The organism is Niastella sp. sgz303648 (assembly GCF_059587045.1).
In genome coordinates this window covers 542,517-564,557 of the sequence record NZ_JCAPSW010000001.1, presented here as the reverse complement: position 1 = coordinate 564,557, position 22,041 = coordinate 542,517, and the positions used below count along the sequence as shown (strand labels likewise).

Genomic DNA, 22,041 nt, shown 5'->3' with positions numbered 1-22,041 from the left:
TTTGTAGTTTGTGGTTTGAAGTTGCTGCCGCGATTTGGAAATTCATTATTAAATTCAAACGCCTTATCTGTTTAACAGGATAAAAATTACACAGCAGGTTTCACCGAAAGGACCACAAACTACAAACCTCAAACTACAAACTGCTTTAGCGCCTTTGCGCGAAACTAAAATCACCATTGACCACCATGGCCACATTATCCACCATAAATGCCTCACAGGCCATTGCCCATGTGAAACCTGAAATATGGCAACAGGCAACAAGGTTACTGATCAAAAAAATGATCGCTGAGTTTGCCCATGAACGAATTTTGAATCCTGAACCGGAATACCATAAAAACGGATGGAATTATTATGTATTAAAAACCGATGATGCCATCATTCAGTACCGGTTCAAGGCAAAAGTGTTAAGTCTGAACCATTGGATCATCGATGCTGATTCAATAATAAAAACCAACAACGGTGATACCGCTTTACCGGATGCCGCCGCATTTATCATTGAATGTAAAAAAGCAATGGGCATTGATGCCGGTTTGCTGCCTGTGTATCTCGAAGAAGTGGCGGGTACTTTATATGGCAGCGCCTGGATGCTTTCATCATCGCGGCTAACCTCTGCTGAATTGGCCCATGCCGGTTATCAGCAAATTGAGCAAAGCATGACGGGCCACCCGCGTTTTATTCCCAATAACGGCCGGGTGGGTTTTGATGTGACCGATTACAGGCATTTTGCGCCCGAAGCGGCTGAACCGCTTTCGCTGATATGGATTGCTGCTCATAAAAGCAGGGCTGAATTTACCGCCATTGCAGGAACAGATTATCAGCAGGTACTGTTGCAGGAAATAGGCGCTTCTGCTATACATGCTTTCGACGCTTTATTGATAGAAAAGGGGCTTAACCCCGATAATTACTATTACATGCCCGTGCATCCGTGGCAATGGTATAATAAGCTGATCAATTTGTTTGCACAGGATATTGCCGGTAATATGCTTGTTTGTTTGGGATACAGTGATGATAAATACCTGCCGCAGCAATCGATCCGCACGTTTTTTAATATCAGTAATCCGCATAAGTATTATGTTAAAACGGCGCTGGGTATTTTGAATATGGGGTATGTGCGCATACTATCCCCATACTTTATGCGAACAACGCCTGCCATCAATGAATGGGTGTATTCGATTATTGACAATGATACTTATTTAAAGCAAACCGGCTTTTGCGTATTAAGAGAGCTGGCCACCATGGGCTATACCAATTATTATTATGAAACGGCGCTGAAAAGCGATAGCCCGTATAAAAAGATGCTCGCCTGTTTATGGCGCGAAAGTCCGCTCACGAAGTTACAACCCGGCCAGCGGCTGATGACCATGGCGGCGCTGTTGCATATTGATCAGCAGGGGAAGGCTTTGCTGCCTGAGCTGATATGTTGTTCGGAATTAACTACAGACGAATGGATACAGCGTTACCTGAATTGCTATTTAAGTCCGCTGTTGCATTGTTTTTATCAGTACGATATGGTATTCATGCCTCATGGCGAAAACCTGGTGCTGGTGGTAGACAATTATGTCCCGGTAAGGGCCATAATGAAAGATATAGGGGAGGAGGTCACCCTTATGAATACGGATTGTGATATTCCTGAAAACGCAAAACGCATTGTGGTGGCTGTTCCCGATGAATTAAGAACAAGGCCGTTGTTTACTCAGCTGTTCGATGGCATTTTCAGGTTCATTGCCGCCATACTGGTTGAACACAGCGATTATCCACAGCAATCATTCTGGCGATTGGTGGCTGATTGTATTGCAACTTATCAGGAGGGACATCCGCATCTGGTGGAAAAGTTTAAAAAGTACGATTTGTTTGTTGATACCATTACACCCGATGCATTGAACCGCATGCAGATACTGGATAATAAAAAACTCAGGAACCGCGATAATCCGTTTGATGTACCAACAACCGGAGAAATGATAAACCCGGTTGCAATGTTTCATAATAATCAGTGACAGATGAAAATTTCATGTATTTCAATTCCGGTCATTGCTGTGTTGATGGCCAATAGTGCCGGTGGGCAAATCATTGACTATCCGAAAACTGAAAAAGTGCAGGTGGTTGATAAATATTTCGACACATTGATTGCCGATCCCTACCGGTGGCTCGAAAGCGATACATCGGCACAAACTAAAGAATGGGTATCGGTTCAAAATCATATTACCAATGATTATTTGTCGCATATTCCTGTAAGAGAAAATATCAGGCAATACTTAACCGGTGCATGGAACTATGCCAGGGAAACGCCGCCTGTTAAAGTTGGCGACTGGTATGTATTTACAAAGAACAATGGACTGCAAAATCAGAATGTATGGTATGTAAAAAAAGGATTGACAGGGAAGGACTCAGTGTTACTCGACCCAAATAAATTATCAACCGAGGGAACGGCAGCGGTGACCATGCTCGCCGCTTCAAAAAATAAAAAATATATTGCTTATGCAGTGGCCGAATCGGGGTTAGACTGGAATACCATCTACATCATGGATATGGCCACCCGGCAGCCGTTGAAAGATACCATCAAAGACATCAAATTTCCGCGGGTTGGCTGGGCAGCTGATGGTTTTTATTATGCGAGGTACGCAACTACCTCTGCAGCGCCCTGGTGCCAGGTGTATTATCACAAGCCGGGTGACGACCAGCAGGCAGATAAACTGGTATATGAAGATAAAACCAATCCCCGTTTAAGCTTTGGCGTTTTTGTTACCGAAGATGAACGGTTTCTGATTATTACCGCCCTGCCCGGTTCGTTTTTGGGATTCAAATTAACCACATCAACCGGCAATGCATTGCTGTACCAGGATCTGTCTGTTGCCGGTTCTTCATTGCAACCATTGATAAAAGACTATAACAATCACCATACTGTAATAGATAATGCAGGTGATAAATTATTGTTGCAAACCGATTATAATGCACCCAACAACCGGATCGTGCTGATTGATCCTGCACACCCCGAACCCGAAAACTGGCAAACAATTATACCCGAACAAAAAGAGTCGCTGGAGAATACCGATACCGGAGGTGGTTATTTATGGCTAAGCTATTTGAAAGATGCGCATTCACTGGTACGTCAATATAATTATAATGGAAAGAAAGTACGCGATGTGCTATTGCCGGCATTAGGTACGGCGACAAACTTTAGCGCTGCAAAAGAGGATGGGGAATTGTTTTATTCATTTACCAATTTTACTACACCGGCAACCATTTACCGCTATTCAATATCCACGGGAAAGAGCGAGGTGTACAACAAACCCGGCATCAAAGTAAATACTGAAGGATACGAAACGAAACAAATATTCTGTACGTCAAAGGATGGAACACGCATACCTGTTTTCATCGTACATAAAAAAGGGCTAAAGCTGAATGGGAACAATCCTGCTTTTATGCTGGGGCATGGCGGTTTTAAACGCAACATGATGCCCTTTTTCAATTTATCGATACTGATGTTCCTCGAAAACGGCGGCGTGTATGCCCAGCCTGCCCTACGTGGAGGTAATGAATATGGCGAAGCCTGGCACCGGGCCGGTAACCGTGAGCATAAGCAAAATGTATTTGATGATTTCATTTCAGTAGCCGAATACTTAATTAAACAGGGATATACCAATCCTTCACGGCTAGCTATTGCGGGTCAGAGTACCGGCGGTGTGCTGATCGGCGCCTGTATCAACCAGCGGCCCGGATTAATGAAAGTGGCGCTGCCGGCAGTAGGCATGATGGATATGTTGCGTTATCATACATTCACCATCGGCAAAACCTGGGCTGCCGAATATGGCACCAGCGATATAAAAGAACAATTCGATTATCTGATAAAATACTCGCCGCTGCACAATATCAAAACGACGAGTCATCCTGCAACATTGATTACTACGGCTGATCACGACAACACAGTGGTGCCGGCTCATTCATTTAAATATGCAGCCACCTTACAGGAAAATCAGCAGGGCGCCAATCCTGTTTTGATCCGCATCGATACCAATACCGGTCACGGACTGGGAAAACCGGTTGTCAAACTGATTGAAGAGGCGACCGATGTATGGAGTTTTGTTTTTTATAATCTCGGTATGAATTGGAAAAATAATATTAATATAAAATGAGTTCCAAAAAAGTGTATACCATTATCGGCATTGGGATTGGCCCATTTAATCTGGGGCTTGCTGCCTTATTGCAACCGGTAAAAGAAGTACAGGCATTGTTTTTTGATGAAAATGATGGGTTCGACTGGCATGGGGGTTTACTATTAAGCAGTACCACGCTGCAGGACCCCTTCATGGGCACCGACCTTGTTACAATGGCCGATCCTACCAGCCGCTATAGTTTTCTTAATTTTTTAAAACAAACGGGCAGGTTGTACCGCTTCTTCATCAGGCACGACTTGTATATGCTGCGCAACGAATACAATGTGTATTGCAAATGGGTGGCTGATCAGTTAACCAGTTGCCGGTTTGCCCATAAAGTAACAAAGGTTGCCTATAATGATGCATTATACGAAGTAACAGTATGGAATAATCGTAAACAGCAGGAAGAAGTCTTTTATACCCAAAAACTGGTTATAGGTACCGGCACCAAACCCTGGGTGCCGTCATTTGTTCATACGAGGAATATGCCCGGCGTTTTTCATTCGTCGCAGTATTTATACAATAAAGAAGATGTATTGCGCAAGGGCGAGCTTACCATTGTTGGCTCGGGACAAAGCGCCGCAGAAGTGTTTTACGATCTTTTGCCCGAAGTGAAAGAGGGATTCAGGTTGAACTGGTTTACCCGGGCAGACCGCTTTTTCCCGATGGAACATTCAAAGCTTACGCTTGAATTAAGCTCTCCCGATTACGTGGATTATTTCTATCACCTTCCGGCAGGCAAGCGAAAGCAAACACTAACAACACAGAATTCACTATCGAAAGGCATTAATTACGACCTGATCAATAAAATATATGATGCGCTGTACGAGATGACAGTAACTGAACAAATACAGCCTGTGCTGATGAATACCAGCTGCGAATTGCTTGATATAACAACCGATACCAATAACTATACGTTGCACTTTAAGCAATTATTGCAGGACAAAGCATTTGCCTGTGAAGCAAAAGCTATATTGCTGGCAACGGGATACAGATACAATACCCCTTCGTTTTTACAGGGGATCAAACAACGCATAAGCTATACCAGCGATGGCCTATTGGATGTGCATCGAAATTATACAATCGATGTAAACCGGAATGAGGTATTTGTGCAAAATGCCGAAACGCATACCCACGGGTTCACAGCACCCGATTTAAGTTTGGGCGCTCATCGCAACTCATGGATCATCAATGCCATTTCCGGAAAAGAAATTTATACCATCGATCACCGGATTGCCTACCAGCAGTTTGGGGTGCAGGAGACTGATGAACTGATTGACGAATTGGTTGATTAAGTTAAGAGTATTTTCGCGCCAAGGCGCAAAGGCGCAAAACCTTTTCTTAGCGTTCTTAAAGATCGCGAAGCGATCACTTTGCGCCTTTGCGCCTCCGCGAGAATCTAAATACCTTAACTTAATTAATTCTTGCCTTTTTAAATTTTAAATGTTGTTAATGCATTTGTTTGTTATCAGAACCCGTTTGCTATATAATTTATGTAAGATGGCCGTACTGGGCCGGCAAAAGAACTTTACTTCGGGCAGTGTATCAAAGGCTGCATTTCTGTTAGCGCTGCCCGCCATGCTTGAATTGCTGCTGGAGTCGTTGTTTGTAGCCATCGACTTACTATATGTGAGCCGGTTAGGCAACAATGCCATTACCATAGCCGGTATGGTAGGGTCTGTAATCCTGATCATTTACGCAGTGCCTGTTGGATTGAATATTGCCGCTACTTCTTTGGTGGCCCGCCGTGTTGGCGAAAAAAAAGTTGCAATGGCCGGCAGTACGGCTATACAGTCCATTTATACCGGGGTGATTTTTTCATTGGTCTGTAGTACAGGGGCATTTCTTTTCAATAGCGAAATATTGCAATCGCTGGGCGCTTCGGCCGGTCAGCTACAGCAGGGCAACCTGTATTCAAAGATCAGGTTCGGTTGTGTTTTTTTTATGACACTGCGCGTATTGATGAATGGCATTTTGCGCGGCGCCGGTGAGGCGGCAATGGCTATGCGAACCCTGTTGTTACTGTTTGCCGTAAATGCGCTGGCCGGTGGTGTATTGATTTTTGGTTTAGGGCCGGTGTCTGCATTAGGGTTAACAGGCGCCGCCATTGCCAACGGCATCAGCAATGTGGTTGCAGTAAGTTATCAATGCTGGTATTTGAGCAAACAAAAAACCGTTTTGAAAATTGGCAAACAACAATTCATTCCCGTTGCAGATATCATAAAAAAAATAATAAAACTATCTTTTGCGGGCACCTTACAATACCTGATACCGGCTTCGAGCTGGCTGTTAATGATCATCATTGTTTCGAAACTGGGAAACGACACATTAACCGGATATATATTAGCCGACCGTATTATCGTTAGCGCCACCTTACCGGCATGGGGCATTGCCAATGCCGCAGGTGTGTTAACTGCGCAAAATCTGGGCGCCGGTCAGCCCGAACGGGCCGAACAATCAGTTTGGCGAACAGGGTTCTTCAATATGTGTTTTCTGGGTGTGATCGCATTGATATTATTGTTTTGTACCGGGTTAATAATACAACAGTTTACAGCTGAACCGGCTGTTGTTGAAAGTGCAGTATTGTATTTGCGCTGTATGGCCATTGCCTTCTTTTTCTTTGGCTACACCATGGTAATTTCGCGATCGCTGAATGCAGCAGGTTATGTACATATGGTTACTCTGTTATATGTATTCATGTTTTACGTTATACAATTGCCAATGGCCTGGGTTCTCGGAATCTATTATAAACTGGGTTCGGGCGGTGTTTTTAGCGCCATTCTTGCTTCTGAAATAATGCTGGCCTTTACCTGCATGCTGATCTTTAAAAAAGGCCACTGGAAAAACAAAGTAGTTTAATGGCTTGATGGTTTGATTGTTGAATTGTTAGGAACCGAAAATTCGGAGTCTTCAATAAATAGTTGAAGTCTTTAAATTTCAACAACCAGCAATCAAACCATCAAACAATTAAACCATCGCTTCAATATTTTTCCTCAATTCGAAATTCGTTTTACTGTTTGCGTAATACAGGTTGAAAACCAGTACAATATCTTCGGCCTTTTACAAGGAAATTAAAAACGGAAACAACTCTTCATGAAAAAATTGTATATGGCAGTAAAAGGCCTGACCATGCTGATGCTCTTTTTCATATTGAATAGTAATGCATTTGCAGGTACTATAACCGGAAAAGTGACCACCAGCGATGGAAAAGCGGCTGAATTTGCCACCGTATCGCTAAATGGTAAATCGCGTACCCAGGTTGATAAAGATGGCATGTACCGCTTTGAAAATCTGGCAACCGGCGCCTATACCATTACGGTAAGTTTTCTGGGCCAGGAATCTGGTAAAAAAACGATCGAACTAAAGGATAGTGAAACTGTAACCGCCAATTTTGCATTGACGTTAGCTGCCCGCGAATTAAACGAGGTAGTGATCGTTGGTAATAAGTATTCGGTTACTTCGCGCAAAAAAAGCAATTCCGCTTCCCGTCTTCAGCTTGAATATCTCGAAAATCCGCAGGTATATAATGTAGTAGATAAAGAACTGATCAAAGAACAAATGGCGCTTACGCTCGAAGAATCGTTCCGAAATATTCCGGGTGCAGCACCTGCAAAAACGGGGGCCGGTATGCCTGCCTTCTTTTCGCGTGGTTTTTTGACTACCGATAATCTCAGGAACGGTATGGCAACCTTTCTGCGTACGGGCATCGATCTTGCTTCGGTTGAACGGGTTGAAACCATTAAAGGTCCTTCTTCTACCTTATTTGGCGGCACGATGGTATCATATGGCGGACTGGTGAATTATGTAACCAAAAAGCCCTATAGCACATTTGGCGGCGAAATAAGCTATATGACCGGAAGTTATGAACTGAATCGCATAACCGCCGATATCAATGCACCTGTAAACGACGATAAAACCGTTTTGTTCAGGATCAACATGGCTGCACAAAATAAAAACGACTGGCAGGACCAGGGTCATGGTTCTACCATTGTAATAGCTCCTTCGTTATCGTACCAGGTGAATGATAAACTGGTAGTGCGGTTAGATGCCGATTTGCAGAACTATAAAGGAACCTCGAACACAGGATGGTTTGTTAACCCTGGTGTTACACTGAAATCATTCGACCAGTTTAATCTCGATTACAAACGCTCGCTTATCGACAACTCATTCATCGGTCACCAATCGTCGCGCAACATATTTGCACAGGCCGAGTATAAAATATCAGAACAATGGACTTCGCAAACAAACTATGCATGGGGTAGCGGTGAGTATAACGACCTGCTTTATTTTAATCAGGTATGGATTACAGATAGCACTATCAGACGCGATATAGGGGTGTTTTCGCCCGACAAAGTAGGCCGCAAACATTTTCAGCAAAACTTTACCGGTGATTTTCATATCGGTTCTATGCGTAACCGGTTGCTGGTTGGGGTTGATTATATGTCGCAATACCGCAACTATAAGTACGCCAGCCTTACGCTTGATACAGTAAATGTAAATGCCGCCACTATAAAAGATGTAAAAGTGCAAACGGTTGAAACCCGGCTGGGTCAGCTGAGCACCGCCCCCATACTGTTGAAGCAAAACTCGTATGGCGCTTATTTCTCCGATGTGCTGAATATCACCGGCAGGTTAATGATCATGGCCAGTCTGCGGTTCGATTATTTTGATAATAAAGGAACCACCAATAACCTGTCGCGCACCACCACCGGGGCTTATACCCAAACTGCCTTCTCACCTAAATTAGGCATTGTATATCAGCCGGTGAAAGATAAAGTGGCCGTGTTCGCCAATTATATGAATGGATTTAAGAATGAACCTGAAGTAGTGCAACCCGATGGAACAACAAAATCATTTAAACCGCAGCAGGCCGAACAATGGGAGGGAGGCGTTAAGCTCGACCTGTTTAAAAATAAACTGAGCGCTACCATCAGCTATTATGATATTGAAGTTTCAAAGATCAAGAGAACTGAAAGCGATGGTTTTATAGTACAGGATGGAAAACAGCAAAGCAAAGGCTGGGAATTAGAGGTGATCGGTAATCCTTTTCACGGCTTTAACTTTGTTGCAGGATATGGTAATAATGATAACAGGTACAAAAAATCAAACGCCAACGTATTGGATAAAAGAGCTATTGGAACGCCCGAACACGTAGCCAATGTATGGGCCAGCTACAGCCTGCTGAATGGACAACTGAAGGGTTTGGGAGCCGGCGCCGGGGTTATGTATGTGTCGGATGCTTTCTTCAATGCCACCAATACCTTTTCGATGCCTGCTTATACGGTTGTTGATGCTACTATATTTTACAATCTGCCTAAAATTCGCATCAGCATTAAGATGAACAATATTACCGATCAAAAATACTGGATCAGCGATGGATATTATTCGCGTCCGCAACCGCCGGTAAATTACCTGGCAAGCATTGCATTCAAGTTCTAAGTTTTAAGTTCTATGTTCTAAGTTATATACCTCCGATAAAATCAACTAAAAAGGCTTCCCGGTTCACCGGGGGCCTTTTTTGTTACCTTCCTGTACATGCCGGTACATGACAGTTGCCCCCGGATATTGCGCTACCTTGCGCCTATTATAACTACTACCAGCCCTTTTTGACCGGGAATTTTTCTGCGATTGTTGCAACCTTGTCTGTTTTAAAGCTTGCTTATAAAAAGAATTTGCTCGGCCATAGTTAAATCAAAAGAAATTATATGAGTACAGCATTGGATGTATTGCTGCAGGCGCCTGCACAGCAAATAGCATTGGTAATTGCAAGGATCTATAACAGGGGACTTACAACAACAAGCGGTGGTAATATTTCGGTAATTGATGAAGAAACGAATATCTGGATCACCCCCTCAGGTATTGATAAAGGTTCATTAACAGAAAATGATATTGTTTGCATAAAAGCCGATGGCTCGGTGAAGGGCAATCATAAGCCTTCGTCGGAATTTCCTTTTCATAAAGCGATATATGAAACGCGGAAAGACATCAAAGCCATTATACACGCCCATCCGCCGGCGCTGGTATCGTACAGCATTGTACGAAAAGTGCCCGAAACAAATATTATTTCACAGGCGCGGCAGGTATGCGGCCCTATAGGATATGCTGAATACGAATTGCCGGGGAGCGAAGCGCTGGGCGCCAAAATAGCTTCGGAATTTAAAAAGGGATTTTCGGCAGTGATCATGGAAAATCATGGTACAGTGGTGGGAGGAACCGATTTGTCGGATTGTTTTGAACGTTTCGAAACACTGGAGTTTTGCGCCAGAACAGGCATTTACGGCAGCCAGCTGGGTAAGTTGAATTTGCTTAGCGATGCCGCCATCAATGAATTTAATTCGCAATTGCCCAACAATTTGGCTGAACAGGATAGCGTAACTTATCCCAGCGATGAAAAAACCATACGCCAGGAAATTTGCAGAATCGTAAACAGGGCCTGCCGGCATGGATTAATGATCAGTTCATACGGAACCGTTTCGGCAAGATGGCGAAAAAATGATTTTCTGATTACGCCTACCGGTATTTCGCGGTGGGACCTGCAGCCTAAAGATATTGTACAGATCAAAGATGGTAAAAGGGAACCGGGAAAGCACCCCAGCCGTACTGCCTATATTCATCAGCAGATCTATAACATGCATCCGAAAATAGATTCGATCATACTTACGCAATCGCCTTACCTGATGGCTTTTGCTACCACGGGAAAAGATATTGATGTTCGCACCATACCCGAAAGCTGGATCTTTTTGAAAGACATTCACCAGCTCGATTTTGGCGTTCAATACAAAACATCATCAGAAATTCCGAAGCGGGTATCGGCCGAAAAACCGGCAGTGCTGGTAAAAAATGAATGTGTGATAGTAACAGGCGGCAACCTTTTGCAAACATTCGATTATTTAGAGGTGGCCGAGTTCAGCGCGCGCTCATTGGTTATGTCATCTTCAATAGGAAAGTTATTCCCTATATCGGATGAACAAACCGAGGAGCTGCGAAAGGCATTTATTAAAGCGTGATTACCCTTTCAGGTTTATTCTGCGATGCCGGCTATTTCTCTGTTATGGTTTTCATTTGGATGTTTTAGGATATAAAATTACGTTCGAAACAATCAGCAACCATATAAAGCCGAACATAAGTGGTACGTAGTAAACATACCTTAAACTCTGAAAAGACATTGATAATATCAACGATAAATTTGAGCCGATCAGTGCAAGAAATACCAGGTAATAACTTTTTCTTTGTTTGATTATATATGCCAACAGGAAAAAAAGCAGTATGTTAAAAATACCTGACCGGCGCGAAACCGGGTCAAGCGCCCTGCCGGCGAATTTCACGAAACCGCTGAGCACTTTCTTTAAAAAGTTATCGTGTTGTTGCAGGCCTAAGTCATTTTCTTCGATCGTGGGCAAGAAGCTGTAATTCGAAGACCCCTCGGCCTGATTTACATTCCACAATAATTCAGCGCCGCACAAACGGTCTTTTACTATCAGGAACGGATTATGGATAAATGTATTGGTATACAAACTAACCACTTTTGAAGTAGGTACGTGCGATAAATTACTAATGAATGGTGTATTGGTTTCGTACAGGTAAGGGTCGGCCGACCAGGGGCTGTAGTGGCTCTTCCACACTTCAAGGGGCAATAGCTTTTCCATTTGTTGCATGGTTTCGGCGCTCAGCGTTCCATTGTAATAAATTACCGATGCAATACCATGCACAGGAGCCGCCAACTGATACGCCGATGCAACCGGTTTCACCTGTAACCAACTGGGTAAAATCACTTTTTTATAGCCTGTAAACAACAATAGAAATACCGAAGTGGCCAAAACAATACCTGAGCGTTTGTTCTTTATGGCCCAGCCAATCAGAAAGGCTGAAATGAATAAGGCTGCAAATACACCGTTGTGTCGTAACAGCGCCACACATACGAGGCTTACCGTTAAACAGGTTAAGGTAATTTTATAATTAAAAACATAACGTTTGGTAACCAGCTCAGCCAGTATGAGCGTAAGCCATAATAAAGCGGTGCAATAAGGAATATCTTTCCAGATGGTTACAGCCATTACACCATTAGTTGGCATAATGCCGGTTAATGCGGTAAATAGAAGAAGCCATTTTATCGGAATGCCTGCTTTGTAAAGGAATACCAAAAAAGAGGAACAAACAGCCGCCAGAAAAACAACATGAAAAATGGCAACAATGGCAGGCGATTTCCATATGGCGATTAATGCCTTTAGTATAAGGGTGTAAAAAACAGGATGTTCATCACTCAGCGGAAGATTTCCTATTGCCTGTTTCCACATGAAAAATGAATCGACCGACATATTTGCGGGGAAAAAAGCAATAATATACAGCGACCAGCAGCCCAGTAAAATTCCCAAAAAGATGCTGTACAGCTTTGTCGTTGAGTATGCAGGCGATTGTATGCCCGGCGCACTGTAAGCTGTTATATAGCCCTTGCATTTGTCGGTAAAGTATAAAAGTGCAATAAAGGGAAACGACAGCCAACTGCAAAACAGTATAAAAAACAACAATTTGGCAAATAGTTGCTGAACCGGATATTCGGCAAAAAATAATTGTTGCCCCAGTATTGAAAAACCGGCATAAACTGCTGCTGCAATAAAAACTGCTTTAGCTGTTTTGTTGCTTTCCTGCACGAAAGCGGTCACCATTGTGTTCCGCATCAAAAAATAAATGCCGATACTTACACCTGCCAGGGCGAATTTTAATCCATAGTTAAGACCAGCAATATTGAAAAAGAAAAAAGTTACACTTAGGGGAATAGCGTATATAAAGGGGTGGTATTTTACCCGGCTAAAGGGTTGCAGGGAGAACATAGTTGTTTTAATAAAGCAGCCTTACCTTATTAGGGTTTTTTAGTTTTTATAAAATGTTTTTCCCTACGACAATAGCTGCAAATATATAACCAAACCCGCTAAGTGCAAAAATGCTCTTTTAGGAGAAATTTCCTGCAAATTGCAGGAGAGTAGACTGTTACAGAATTATTTAAGGATGATTTCTTCTTCCTGTTCTTTTACTTTCAATGCCTCGGTCATGGTATTGATCTGGTCACGTATTTCTTCCAGATCGCTTAATGTAGACCCATATTCAAGCGCTAATGCAAATTTTCTCATTTCATGAATCACAATAGTTCGTAACGCACCGGCAGAAAGATTTTGAAAACTCATATTATATTGGTTTTTCGTAGCTAATGAGAATGCAAAAATTATTCCCGGCATGATTCTCACAATTTACCCGTTTTGTGGATGTTTTATTTGAGCAATTGTTTCTTTACGCCTGCATAGCCTGCAATAGCGCTTATGGCAGTTACAGCGTAAAAAAGAATACTGGCAGTAACTGCCATAGTTGAGGAAACATGAAAGTACAGGGCGCCTGTAGCCATGGTTAATTCCCGGGTACCGATACCGCCGATACTAACAGGTAAAGCTGCAATGACAGAGCCTGCAAAAAACAATACGGCATATTGCATAAAGTCATCATATGAGGCGTGTAAAACCAGCAACAGGCAAAAAAAGCAGGCTAACTGACAGCCCTGTACAATAACCGACAGCAGCGCTGTTTTAAAAATGGCTGTATCAAAGGGCCTGAAATATTTGTGCACAATAAACCAGTACAGGAAAAAAGCCGGTATAATACCGAATGAAGAAAGCCTGATCCAGGCTGCCGGTAATGGAATCATGATAAAGTTCAGCAGCCCGCTCATGATGGCCAGCAACGTTAATAATCCCGTAGCCCGGTCAATAAGAGTTGCTTTTGATGCGGGCATCAGGGCGTTGCCTCTTTTTTTAAGCACCATCACTTTATATACATCGCCGCCTACGCCTCCCGGTAAAAAAAGATTATAGAACATACCTGTATAATATAATGGCAGGTTTAATGCATAGGTAATGCCGGAATCGATCAGCTTATAATATTGCAGCAGTCTGTACGCGCTTAAAAACTGTGAAGCATTAAAAAAAATCAATGCAGGCAACAACCACACAAGAGCTGTATTCCACTGTATGTGCTTTAATTCATCGCGGTTTACATGACGGAAAGCAATATATATTGCCACCCCGGCAATAATAACCTTTAAAAATATGAGCAACGATCTTTTCATATCGTTGTTTTGGTATATTCAATAACCGATCGTATTCTGTATGCCTTTTTTTGCTGGGATTCATAATAGGTACGCATCAGTATTTCGGCCACAAAGCCAAATAATATCAGCTGCAACCCGCCCAGCAATAAAATAACACCCAGCAATAACAGGGGGCGCCCGCCAATTTGTTCTCCTGTTAATTTTATGATCAGCAAATATACATTGATAATAAGGCCCGGAAAGAACAACAGCAAACCCGCTGGTCCGAATATATGCATGGGTCGCTGAAAATATTTTTGCATGAATAATACCAGCAACAGGTCACTGACTACTATTGTAGTGCGCCCTATTCCATATTTCGATTTACCATATATGCGGGGATGGTGTTTTACCGGTATTTCAGTCATTTTTGCTCCCTGCAAAGCTGCCAGTACAGGAATAAACCGGTGCATGTCGCCATATAAGCCCAGGTTTTTGGCGATATCGTTCCGGAATACTTTCAGCGTACAACCATAATCGTGAAGTGTTACGCCGGTAGTGCCGCGTATGATCTTATTAGCAATACGGCTGGGTATGGTGCGCAACAGATTGTCCTGCCTTTTTGCTCTGATACCAGCTATCAGTTCCCAATCTTCGGCCATTATTTTTTCAAGCATTACCGGAATGTCAGAGGGATCGTTCTGCAGATCGGCATCCATAGTGGCGATAAATTCGCCGCCTGCGGCATCAATACCGGCGGCCATGGCGGCCGACTGTCCATAATTCTTTCTTAATACAATTAACCTGATATTTGGCTGCAGGTGTTTTTTTATAATGGCCACCGATGCATCGGTTGATCCGTCATCTACCAGAATTATTTCATAGTCGAGTTGTTGCAGAGCGGTTGTGGTTGTCTTAATCAAAGCAGGTATATTGTCTGCTTCGTTATACAATGCTATGACAACAGAAAGTTTCATCTGGTTGTTATTGTTTTAATTCATACACAAACGAATACTGCCGGCTGAACAGATCTTTACCGGTTGCTTTTAAAATCAGTTGTGGTAAACTATCCTGTAAGGCAGACTTTCCGGCACGTTCCAGTACCAGCGTGGATGGATTGTTTTTTAAAAATGCAGCCACTTCATTGGCAGAATTCATTACAGGAACCGGCTGCCCGTGATAAAATGTAAATGCTTCATTGAAATTTAGATAGCCAATAACCGGCCTGTTTGTTTGCACCAGTTGCTTCAGCTGATGCACCGAACCTGTTGCATCTAACGCAGGAAACAATATCGAAAAAAATATTCCGTTGGCAACGATAGCGCCACCGGCCATTATTGAAAATGCTTTTGATACTGCCTGTTTTTTGTAGAAATAAACAGCCGGTAAAATGGTAGCGGGAAATGTTAGTAATAACAGGCTTAACGGAGCAATACGCTGCAATGCCTGTTCTGATCGCATCCACAAATACATGGCTGGTACCAGCGCAACGGCAATAATCGACAGCGCTATCCATTCGGGCCATAATTTTTTGACAGTTGCTTTTCCGCGGATATAATAAAATATAAAGGTGCCGGTAACAAGTGCCAGAAAAGGATAGGCGGGTGTGGTGTAGTTGAGCAATTTGGTTGCAGATAAAGAATATGCGAGTACTATAACAGCTGCCGCTACAAGGTTAAAGAACAGCCATTTGTTGGCGAAGCGTTGTTTCCAGGCAAATACAAGCGCCCGTATTAAAAAAAATGATAAGGGGAACAACCCCATGATAACAAACACCCAGGTTATTATAAAAGGGCCTTTATGGCCATCTACAGGTTGTTTAAACCTGTTTATGTTGTGTTGTATAAAAAAGTCCTGCGTCCATGCGCCGTTTGTTTTTACATGCACCAGGTAAAACCAGGGCAGTGCTACAGCCGTTATAATAATCAGTCCTGCAACGGGCTGCAGTTGCCATATTTTTTTTAACGACCATTCTTTGGCAAGCAATAAATACAATAAGATGGTAATGGCCGGTAACGCAAGTCCTACTGGTCCCTTGGCCAGTATTGCCAGGCCCAGCAACACATACATGGCCCACAGATATCCTTTTTTTTGTTGCCGGTTTGCTTCCCAAAAACAAAACAACGATAGTACATGACAGGCGATCAAATACGGGTCGGGTGTTGCCAGTCTGAACTGGAATATAGTATGAACGGAAGCCAGCAATACAAGGCTGCTGAACCAGGCTACCTGTTGCCCGGCATAGCGGTTGGCGAACATCCAGGTGGCGGCAATTACCAGTAAACCACAAACTGCCGAAAAAAAACGGGCGCTTGTTTCGCCGATACCACCTATGCTGTAGGCCAGCAGTATGGCATAATAATGAAGCGGTGGTTTATCGGTGCGCAACGCACCATTAAAAAAAGGAACGGTATAATCATGGGTTTTGAGCATTTCAACCGGCACTTCGCTGTTGCGTGCTTCAGCTATCTGAAACACGGTTACCGTACCGAGCTGTACAAATAATAAGAACGCAGCAATAACAATGATCCACAAAAAAGTTTTATTGTATTGCATGGTCAATACATTTATCAAACGGTTTCCGGCTATTGCATCCTGGTTTGTTATATGAGAACACCTGGGTTGGTACTTTGTTCAGTTTAGCGTGGCAGCGGGTTAAAAAATAAAAATCCCGCCATGCGGCGGGACTATTATAAATTGGGTTATGTGTTGTAACGATGTCTGTTATTCCGTCACCAGGCGGAAGCGAACACCAGCACTAACATATGGATGTTTTGTAAGCATATAATAATTCTCGGCATCAGTATGATCGGCTATATTCAATTGATAAGTATAGCCTCCTTCGAATTTCAAAGCGAACCAGGGAGCAATGTTTACCAAACATCCTGCACCGCCCGAAAGGCCGCCGCTCCAGTGTTGGTCAGCCGCTACTTTTTTATTGTCCCAGGCATCATTGTAAATTTCTTTAATTCCGCCCAGTAATCTGATATTAAATCCCAGGTTTACATAAGGCTGTGCAACTGGTTTTTCACTTTCGTTGTTCAACAAGTGATAACTAAAATTATATCCATATAGCAGGGCCGGTTTTGTTGTGCCTCCTACAGTTACAGGCATGTCATTTGCATCTTTTGTGTCGAACGAAAATGCATAGGATGGAATGTACTGTAGTTCCCAGTTATAAAAGAATCTTTTACCATCCTGATCTCTTCCGAATGACAGAAAATAGCCACGTGGCGTTCCTTTGCCATCGCCCATGGCATAAAAACGGGTACCAAGTGCATAGGTGCGGCCTTCTTTTCCGAAGAAACTTGCTTTTTTATACTGAGCAGATAGATTAATACCAATAAAAAGAACTACCAGGGTTACACTGATTTTTTTCATGTTCGAACGGGTTAAATTGAAGGGTTAATTACTGTTTGGGGGTTAATAAGATGTATTTGAATGTGCTGTTATAGGCTGCATCAATAAAGGCCAGCATATCATTCCATTTGTTGCTGGCTATATTCTTTGCCTTGTACACCTTTTGAATATTTATTACAACTGCACCGTTTTCTTCTTTGGCGGCCAAAGAAAATAAGCCGGTTTCATTTTCAATTTTCCGGGCCAGCTCAGGTAATCCCTGCGCCGTATAACCGGTTGGAATTTTAAACTGAATGGTCCAGTTGTATGTTTTGGGAAAACGTACATCGATATCGAATTTGCGGTTCCTTTCTTCTTTTTTGATCTGCAGCTGCGAACCGATTAATCCGGTAATGTTAACGAGGTATTTTTTGCCGGCCTTCCGTATAAAATCAGGTAGCTCAAATTCTTCCCTATATGAAAGGGTGCTTTTCTTTTGTGTACGGCCATCGGTGAGCAACGTGAATTTTACATTGTCTACACGCTGGTCAAATTCCGATTGCAACGCCTGTTTTACATATTCAGGTTTCCGGGTTTTGTATTCATCCTTTACAGCTTTTATCGAACTGCTGTACTCTTCGGCCTGTTTTGCTTTCATATTCTCCGACGGATCGGTGCCGCCATAATTCTTATAATCGTCAAACATATAGGGCGTATACTTCAGCGCATTGACAATCGACTTTGACTTTTGAATGCCTTTAAAAGAGGAGGTTCTGCTTACGCTCAGTGTCTTCAGGTCGGCCGACAGCTCGGCATTCACCGTGTATTCGGCAATGTTATCTGCGGGTGCGGTGCCCGGCAGTTTGAAGGGTTTTATTTCCTGTGCGCCCGTTTTTTTGGCAGGTTCGGTAATGATGAATGCATCATTGTCGAGCAGGCTTTCTTCCAGTTCTCCGGGGTTTGAATAGTCGGTACAGTTAAAATAAAACTTGTTTCCTACTTTAATAATATACCTGATTTCCTGGTCGAACAGCACCTGGTTCAGTTGCCCGATATTGTTGCCAATAGTGATCAGCAGGTCTGACTTAATATCGCGCTGATATAACAGCGAACCGAATATATAGGCAAACTTTTTATCGCTCAGATAATCGCGCATAAAAACCACTTTATTGCGCACCAGGTAATATGCCTGATCGATGTATTGTTGTTCAGATAAGCTTTTGGCGCCCAGTTTTACCAGTTCGCCCCAGCACTGGTTGATAAAAGCCTGTACGGTAAAATAGCCGTCAGAAAATGGCACATTGCTTTCCAATTCATAATCTTCCCAGGCTTTGCGGGCCAGTTCTTCTTTGGTAAACCCGCTTTTCAATTCACCTTTTGCACCCACCAGCGCACCTTTAACTTCATCTTTATTGCTGTAAATAACCTGAAACTTAACCAGCGGGTACTGCAAAAACGGACTGATAAAGTTTACATCCTTTTCGGTATCGCGGTCTTTATCGATAAAAACATAACGGAAAAAGTCTTTTTCGGTAGTGCTTTCTTTTTTGAATGTGGGAGCGCCGTTCAACGAAAGTGATTTGAAAAAAGATTTCTCATCTGTTTCAATGTCGATTTCATTGAACATGATGGGATATTCTTTATTACATACCTCGTATATGGGGCTAAATTCAATATAACCCGACCAGGTTACATCGAGCTTACTTTTTGTAGTGGTTACGTATTCGAGTATATCGCCGGGTTCAAGGTTGGCTGCCGGTACTTTGTAGTACTGATAACCCGAATTGGCCACCTGATCGAAAAAGCTCTGAAAATATTCGGGAATGTCTGCGCCGCGTTCAACGCCCACAGCATTCTTCAAATCGATATTAGTGGCGGTATCGCCGGGTTTTGTAATGCGGGCAATAAAACCATCTTCCTTTGAGCCGTATCTGAAATAAATTTCCGAGAAGGCTTTTACGGCGTTATTGTCGTTGAGCTTTATCTTAAAATGTGTTTTTTCAAAAAAGTACAGGCTGCGTTCGCGGCGTGTAAAAAAGCCGCCGCTGCTTTTGCGGTCGAATAAAATGGTACGTGAACAACCGATTATCACGGCCGATTCATTATTCCATTTGGCGGGTATATTGTTTACGTCAAAGGCAGGGGCCTTTTCGCTTAGCATAAAGCGGGCATTCGTTTCTATATTGTCAAGAAAATCTTCATCGATATAGCTCTGGGCCATAAGGCCGGTTGAAAAACATGCACCGATGATTGTGATAAATATTGTAAGCGCTGTGCGCGGTTTATATGTTTTCATTGGAAGAAAGGGTTATTTGGTTATACTGAAAAAATAACTGCTGAAAGCCTTGATACTTTCAAGGAATTTTTTCCAGTTGGCAAAATCTGTGTTACTGATCATGCTGTTTTTCAGCACCAGCCGTTTTTTGAGGGTTATTTTATTTCCTGTTACCACATATTCGCCTTTGAATTCATACCCGTCGTATTTCAGTTCAAGCGCTTGCGGCACATCAGAAAATTTACTGCCTGCCGGTATCGACAAAGCAAACTCGTCTTCAAAACTTAGCACATAGTCAAAATCATAACCTGCCTTTCTTTTTTCATCAGGCATATATCTTTCCAGTGTTTTGGGAAAGAAATCGAGGTTGATATACTTATCGCCCGAAATGGTTTGCACATAGTTCGACAGATCGATGTTGCCCGAAATAGTTACAGGAATATCGCGGTTATTGAGGTCGCTTGTTTTTACATCCGAAGCCACCACATTATCGTTATTGAACTCGAGGTAACTGTTCAGGAATTTTTCGCGTTCGTTGATCGGCAGCTCCCCATACATCTGGTGAAAGTCCTTACGTTCATTGCCGGTAAGCGTAACCAGTATTTTACCTTTAAGCACATCGTTGTTTAAGGTAAAATCGGCTTTGGTAAATACTTTATGGTCGTTACCCGTTGTAAGAGGCACTGTTTTTATTTCGTACTTTTCGCCGTTTGCCACCATGGCTTCTTTACCCTGTATACGATAGGCATTTTCACCAAACGGAGCATATTTTTCAGTAGCATCCAGAAAATATTCTTTGCCTTTAAAGTTGAGCGTAGTGATAGCATGGTTGTTTACGCATAGCGCAGGAAGCGATTGCGGATAGGGAATTGAACGCGTGCCGATCCAGGTGAAATGCGCATCGTAACCGGCCAGTTTCAGCAATTCAGTAAGCAGGTTGGCCATTCCTTTACAGTCGCCGTATTTGTTCAACAGCACTTCCTGGGCCGAGGCAGGAATATAACCTGAGTAGCCATCTTCATAAGCTATGTAGCGGATCTTATCCTGCACCCAGTAATAAATAGCTTTAATTTTATCCTCGTCACCGGTAACTCCGGTTGTGATTTTCGTTAAGGTTGCTTTTAGTTTATCCGGCTCGTTATTACTCATTTTGTAAAGCCGGTTGTTCCAGTTATAAACATCAGTTGTTTTATCGAAACCCGGCAGCGATTCGCCCTTGTTTTCGAACGATTTCACCTGTATTACAATATGCGGGTCGGTATATGCCCGGCCAATGGGTTTAAATTCGTTCCTGTTGGCGGGCAAATCTTTCATTATGAATACATAGTTGGTATAGCCGCCTTTTTTGGTTTCCTTTCTTTCGATTTTATATCCTTCGAAATGAAAGGTTTTGAAGTCAACCGAAAGCCAGTCTGGTACTTTAAATTCAAAAACCTGTTCTGTTACCGGATACTGCATGTTAAAGAATAAACGGGGCAGGTATTTGGCATCAGTATATTCTTTTTTAACCGTAATGCGGGCAGCGCTTCCTTTTTCGGCAAAACGCAAAGGATAAAACTGCACCCTGCTATCGTCGAAAAAGATATTTTCATCTGTTAGCGACCGGTCAATCCCTGATCTGTCGGATGTTAAATATTTGGTGCCTACTTTAACAGATTTCTTAAACGTTTTAAGATGTATGAATTTGTTGTAAAACTCGGGGTAGGTTAAACCCGAATATTTTTTTAATGACAGGAAATCCATTTCGGCATCTTCCTGAACAACCACTACTTTGTCTTTCAGGGCATTCAGGCCTTTATCGAAAGTGAAAAAGTGGTAAGATGAGCGGCAAACCACATTGTCATCTTTGTATGTTCTGGCCAGTTTATCGGCTTCGGCCACATCATCGGCGGCAATCTGCTGGGCATTGATCAGTTGTGTACAGCTCAGGAAAGAAGCAGTAAAAACTACAAATTTGATAAGATGAACAAAACGAAAACTCATAGCTACAGATCTTTGTGGCCCGACGGTACTTGGGAAGGGTAATTTCATTGTATTGAACAGGTTTTTGGCATTGCAATGATATAAAAAAAACAGGCGATGTGAAAGTACTGAGGAAAAATACCTGCTAAATATGATGGTTTTTTATAATAAAATTAGCAAATAGCCTCCTGTCAGTGAACTGCGGTAGATATTTGGGAAAAATGCCGCTGGCCAGGGATACA

At 42.7% G+C, this 22,041-nt stretch carries 14 protein-coding genes; 6 read left to right on the top strand and 8 right to left on the bottom strand.

Annotation, left to right across the window (positions count from 1 at the left end):
• Positions 1-185: 185 nt before the first annotated feature.
• From AC59IL_RS01985 to AC59IL_RS01960, 6 genes are all read left to right on the top strand, one after another.
• Entirely contained in the window at positions 186-1,994 is a 1,809-nt protein-coding gene (locus AC59IL_RS01985; protein WP_496550392.1) for an IucA/IucC family protein, read from the top strand.
• 3 nt (positions 1,995-1,997) lie between these two features.
• Positions 1,998-4,130, top strand: coding sequence for a prolyl oligopeptidase family serine peptidase (locus AC59IL_RS01980; RefSeq protein WP_496550391.1), 2,133 nt, complete (start codon positions 1,998-2,000; stop codon positions 4,128-4,130).
• A complete protein-coding gene (locus AC59IL_RS01975) occupies positions 4,127-5,446 on the top strand; it encodes a lysine N(6)-hydroxylase/L-ornithine N(5)-oxygenase family protein (RefSeq protein WP_496550390.1) in 1,320 nt (439 codons plus the stop codon). The genes AC59IL_RS01980 and AC59IL_RS01975 overlap by 4 nt, the downstream gene beginning before the upstream one ends.
• A gap of 157 nt (positions 5,447-5,603) precedes the next feature.
• Positions 5,604-7,010, top strand: coding sequence for an MATE family efflux transporter (locus AC59IL_RS01970; RefSeq protein ID WP_496550389.1), 1,407 nt, complete (start codon positions 5,604-5,606; stop codon positions 7,008-7,010).
• A 234-nt stretch (positions 7,011-7,244) separates the two neighbouring features.
• Positions 7,245-9,590: a TonB-dependent siderophore receptor gene (locus AC59IL_RS01965; RefSeq protein ID WP_496550388.1), complete on the top strand. Its 2,346-nt coding sequence runs from the start codon at positions 7,245-7,247 to the stop codon at positions 9,588-9,590.
• A gap of 266 nt (positions 9,591-9,856) precedes the next feature.
• Complete coding sequence (locus AC59IL_RS01960) at positions 9,857-11,158, top strand: class II aldolase/adducin family protein (RefSeq protein WP_496550387.1); 1,302 nt, start codon at positions 9,857-9,859, stop codon at positions 11,156-11,158.
• A 51-nt stretch (positions 11,159-11,209) separates the two neighbouring features.
• Here the strand turns inward: AC59IL_RS01960 and AC59IL_RS01955 are convergent, their stop codons facing one another.
• The 8 genes from AC59IL_RS01955 to AC59IL_RS01920 all read right to left on the bottom strand — a co-directional run bounded on the left by AC59IL_RS01955 (position 11,210) and on the right by AC59IL_RS01920 (position 21,820).
• Positions 11,210-12,979 carry a hypothetical protein gene (locus tag AC59IL_RS01955; protein ID WP_496550386.1) on the bottom strand — a complete coding sequence of 590 codons (1,770 nt, stop codon included), beginning with the start codon at positions 12,977-12,979 and terminating at the stop codon, positions 11,210-11,212.
• A 165-nt stretch (positions 12,980-13,144) separates the two neighbouring features.
• Positions 13,145-13,330 (bottom strand): hypothetical protein, encoded by a 186-nt coding sequence (locus AC59IL_RS01950; protein WP_496550385.1) that lies wholly within the window; start codon positions 13,328-13,330, stop codon positions 13,145-13,147.
• An 83-nt stretch (positions 13,331-13,413) separates the two neighbouring features.
• Positions 13,414-14,262: a lysylphosphatidylglycerol synthase transmembrane domain-containing protein gene (locus AC59IL_RS01945; protein ID WP_496550384.1), complete on the bottom strand. Its 849-nt coding sequence runs from the start codon at positions 14,260-14,262 to the stop codon at positions 13,414-13,416.
• A complete protein-coding gene (locus AC59IL_RS01940; RefSeq protein ID WP_496550383.1) occupies positions 14,259-15,200 on the bottom strand; it encodes a glycosyltransferase family 2 protein in 942 nt (313 codons plus the stop codon). The genes AC59IL_RS01945 and AC59IL_RS01940 overlap by 4 nt, the downstream gene beginning before the upstream one ends.
• 7 nt (positions 15,201-15,207) lie before the next feature.
• Positions 15,208-16,779, bottom strand: a complete 1,572-nt coding sequence (locus AC59IL_RS01935) for an ArnT family glycosyltransferase (protein WP_496550382.1) — start codon at positions 16,777-16,779, stop codon at positions 15,208-15,210.
• A gap of 168 nt (positions 16,780-16,947) precedes the next feature.
• Positions 16,948-17,604 carry a hypothetical protein gene (locus tag AC59IL_RS01930; protein WP_496550381.1) on the bottom strand — a complete coding sequence of 219 codons (657 nt, stop codon included), beginning with the start codon at positions 17,602-17,604 and terminating at the stop codon, positions 16,948-16,950.
• Positions 17,605-17,632: 28 nt separating this feature from the next.
• On the bottom strand, positions 17,633-19,858 hold the full coding sequence (locus AC59IL_RS01925; protein ID WP_496550380.1) for a DUF3858 domain-containing protein: 2,226 nt from the start codon (positions 19,856-19,858) through the stop codon (positions 17,633-17,635).
• A 12-nt stretch (positions 19,859-19,870) separates the two neighbouring features.
• On the bottom strand, positions 19,871-21,820 hold the full coding sequence (locus AC59IL_RS01920) for a transglutaminase-like domain-containing protein (RefSeq protein ID WP_496550379.1): 1,950 nt from the start codon (positions 21,818-21,820) through the stop codon (positions 19,871-19,873).
• Positions 21,821-22,041: the final 221 nt, after the last annotated feature.

Coding starts and splice junctions, on each gene's coding strand:
- AC59IL_RS01985 (WP_496550392.1), top strand. CDS start 186: ATGGCCACATTATCCACCATAAATGCCTCACAGGCCATTGCCCATGTG.
- AC59IL_RS01950 (WP_496550385.1), bottom strand. CDS start 13,330: ATGAGTTTTCAAAATCTTTCTGCCGGTGCGTTACGAACTATTGTGATT.
- AC59IL_RS01940 (WP_496550383.1), bottom strand. CDS start 15,200: ATGAAACTTTCTGTTGTCATAGCATTGTATAACGAAGCAGACAATATA.
- AC59IL_RS01980 (WP_496550391.1), top strand. CDS start 1,998: ATGAAAATTTCATGTATTTCAATTCCGGTCATTGCTGTGTTGATGGCC.
- AC59IL_RS01955 (WP_496550386.1), bottom strand. CDS start 12,979: ATGTTCTCCCTGCAACCCTTTAGCCGGGTAAAATACCACCCCTTTATA.
- AC59IL_RS01965 (WP_496550388.1), top strand. CDS start 7,245: ATGAAAAAATTGTATATGGCAGTAAAAGGCCTGACCATGCTGATGCTC.
- AC59IL_RS01925 (WP_496550380.1), bottom strand. CDS start 19,858: ATGAAAACATATAAACCGCGCACAGCGCTTACAATATTTATCACAATC.
- AC59IL_RS01945 (WP_496550384.1), bottom strand. CDS start 14,262: ATGAAAAGATCGTTGCTCATATTTTTAAAGGTTATTATTGCCGGGGTG.
- AC59IL_RS01975 (WP_496550390.1), top strand. CDS start 4,127: ATGAGTTCCAAAAAAGTGTATACCATTATCGGCATTGGGATTGGCCCA.
- AC59IL_RS01960 (WP_496550387.1), top strand. CDS start 9,857: ATGAGTACAGCATTGGATGTATTGCTGCAGGCGCCTGCACAGCAAATA.
- AC59IL_RS01920 (WP_496550379.1), bottom strand. CDS start 21,820: ATGAGTTTTCGTTTTGTTCATCTTATCAAATTTGTAGTTTTTACTGCT.
- AC59IL_RS01930 (WP_496550381.1), bottom strand. CDS start 17,604: ATGAAAAAAATCAGTGTAACCCTGGTAGTTCTTTTTATTGGTATTAAT.
- AC59IL_RS01935 (WP_496550382.1), bottom strand. CDS start 16,779: ATGCAATACAATAAAACTTTTTTGTGGATCATTGTTATTGCTGCGTTC.
- AC59IL_RS01970 (WP_496550389.1), top strand. CDS start 5,604: ATGCATTTGTTTGTTATCAGAACCCGTTTGCTATATAATTTATGTAAG.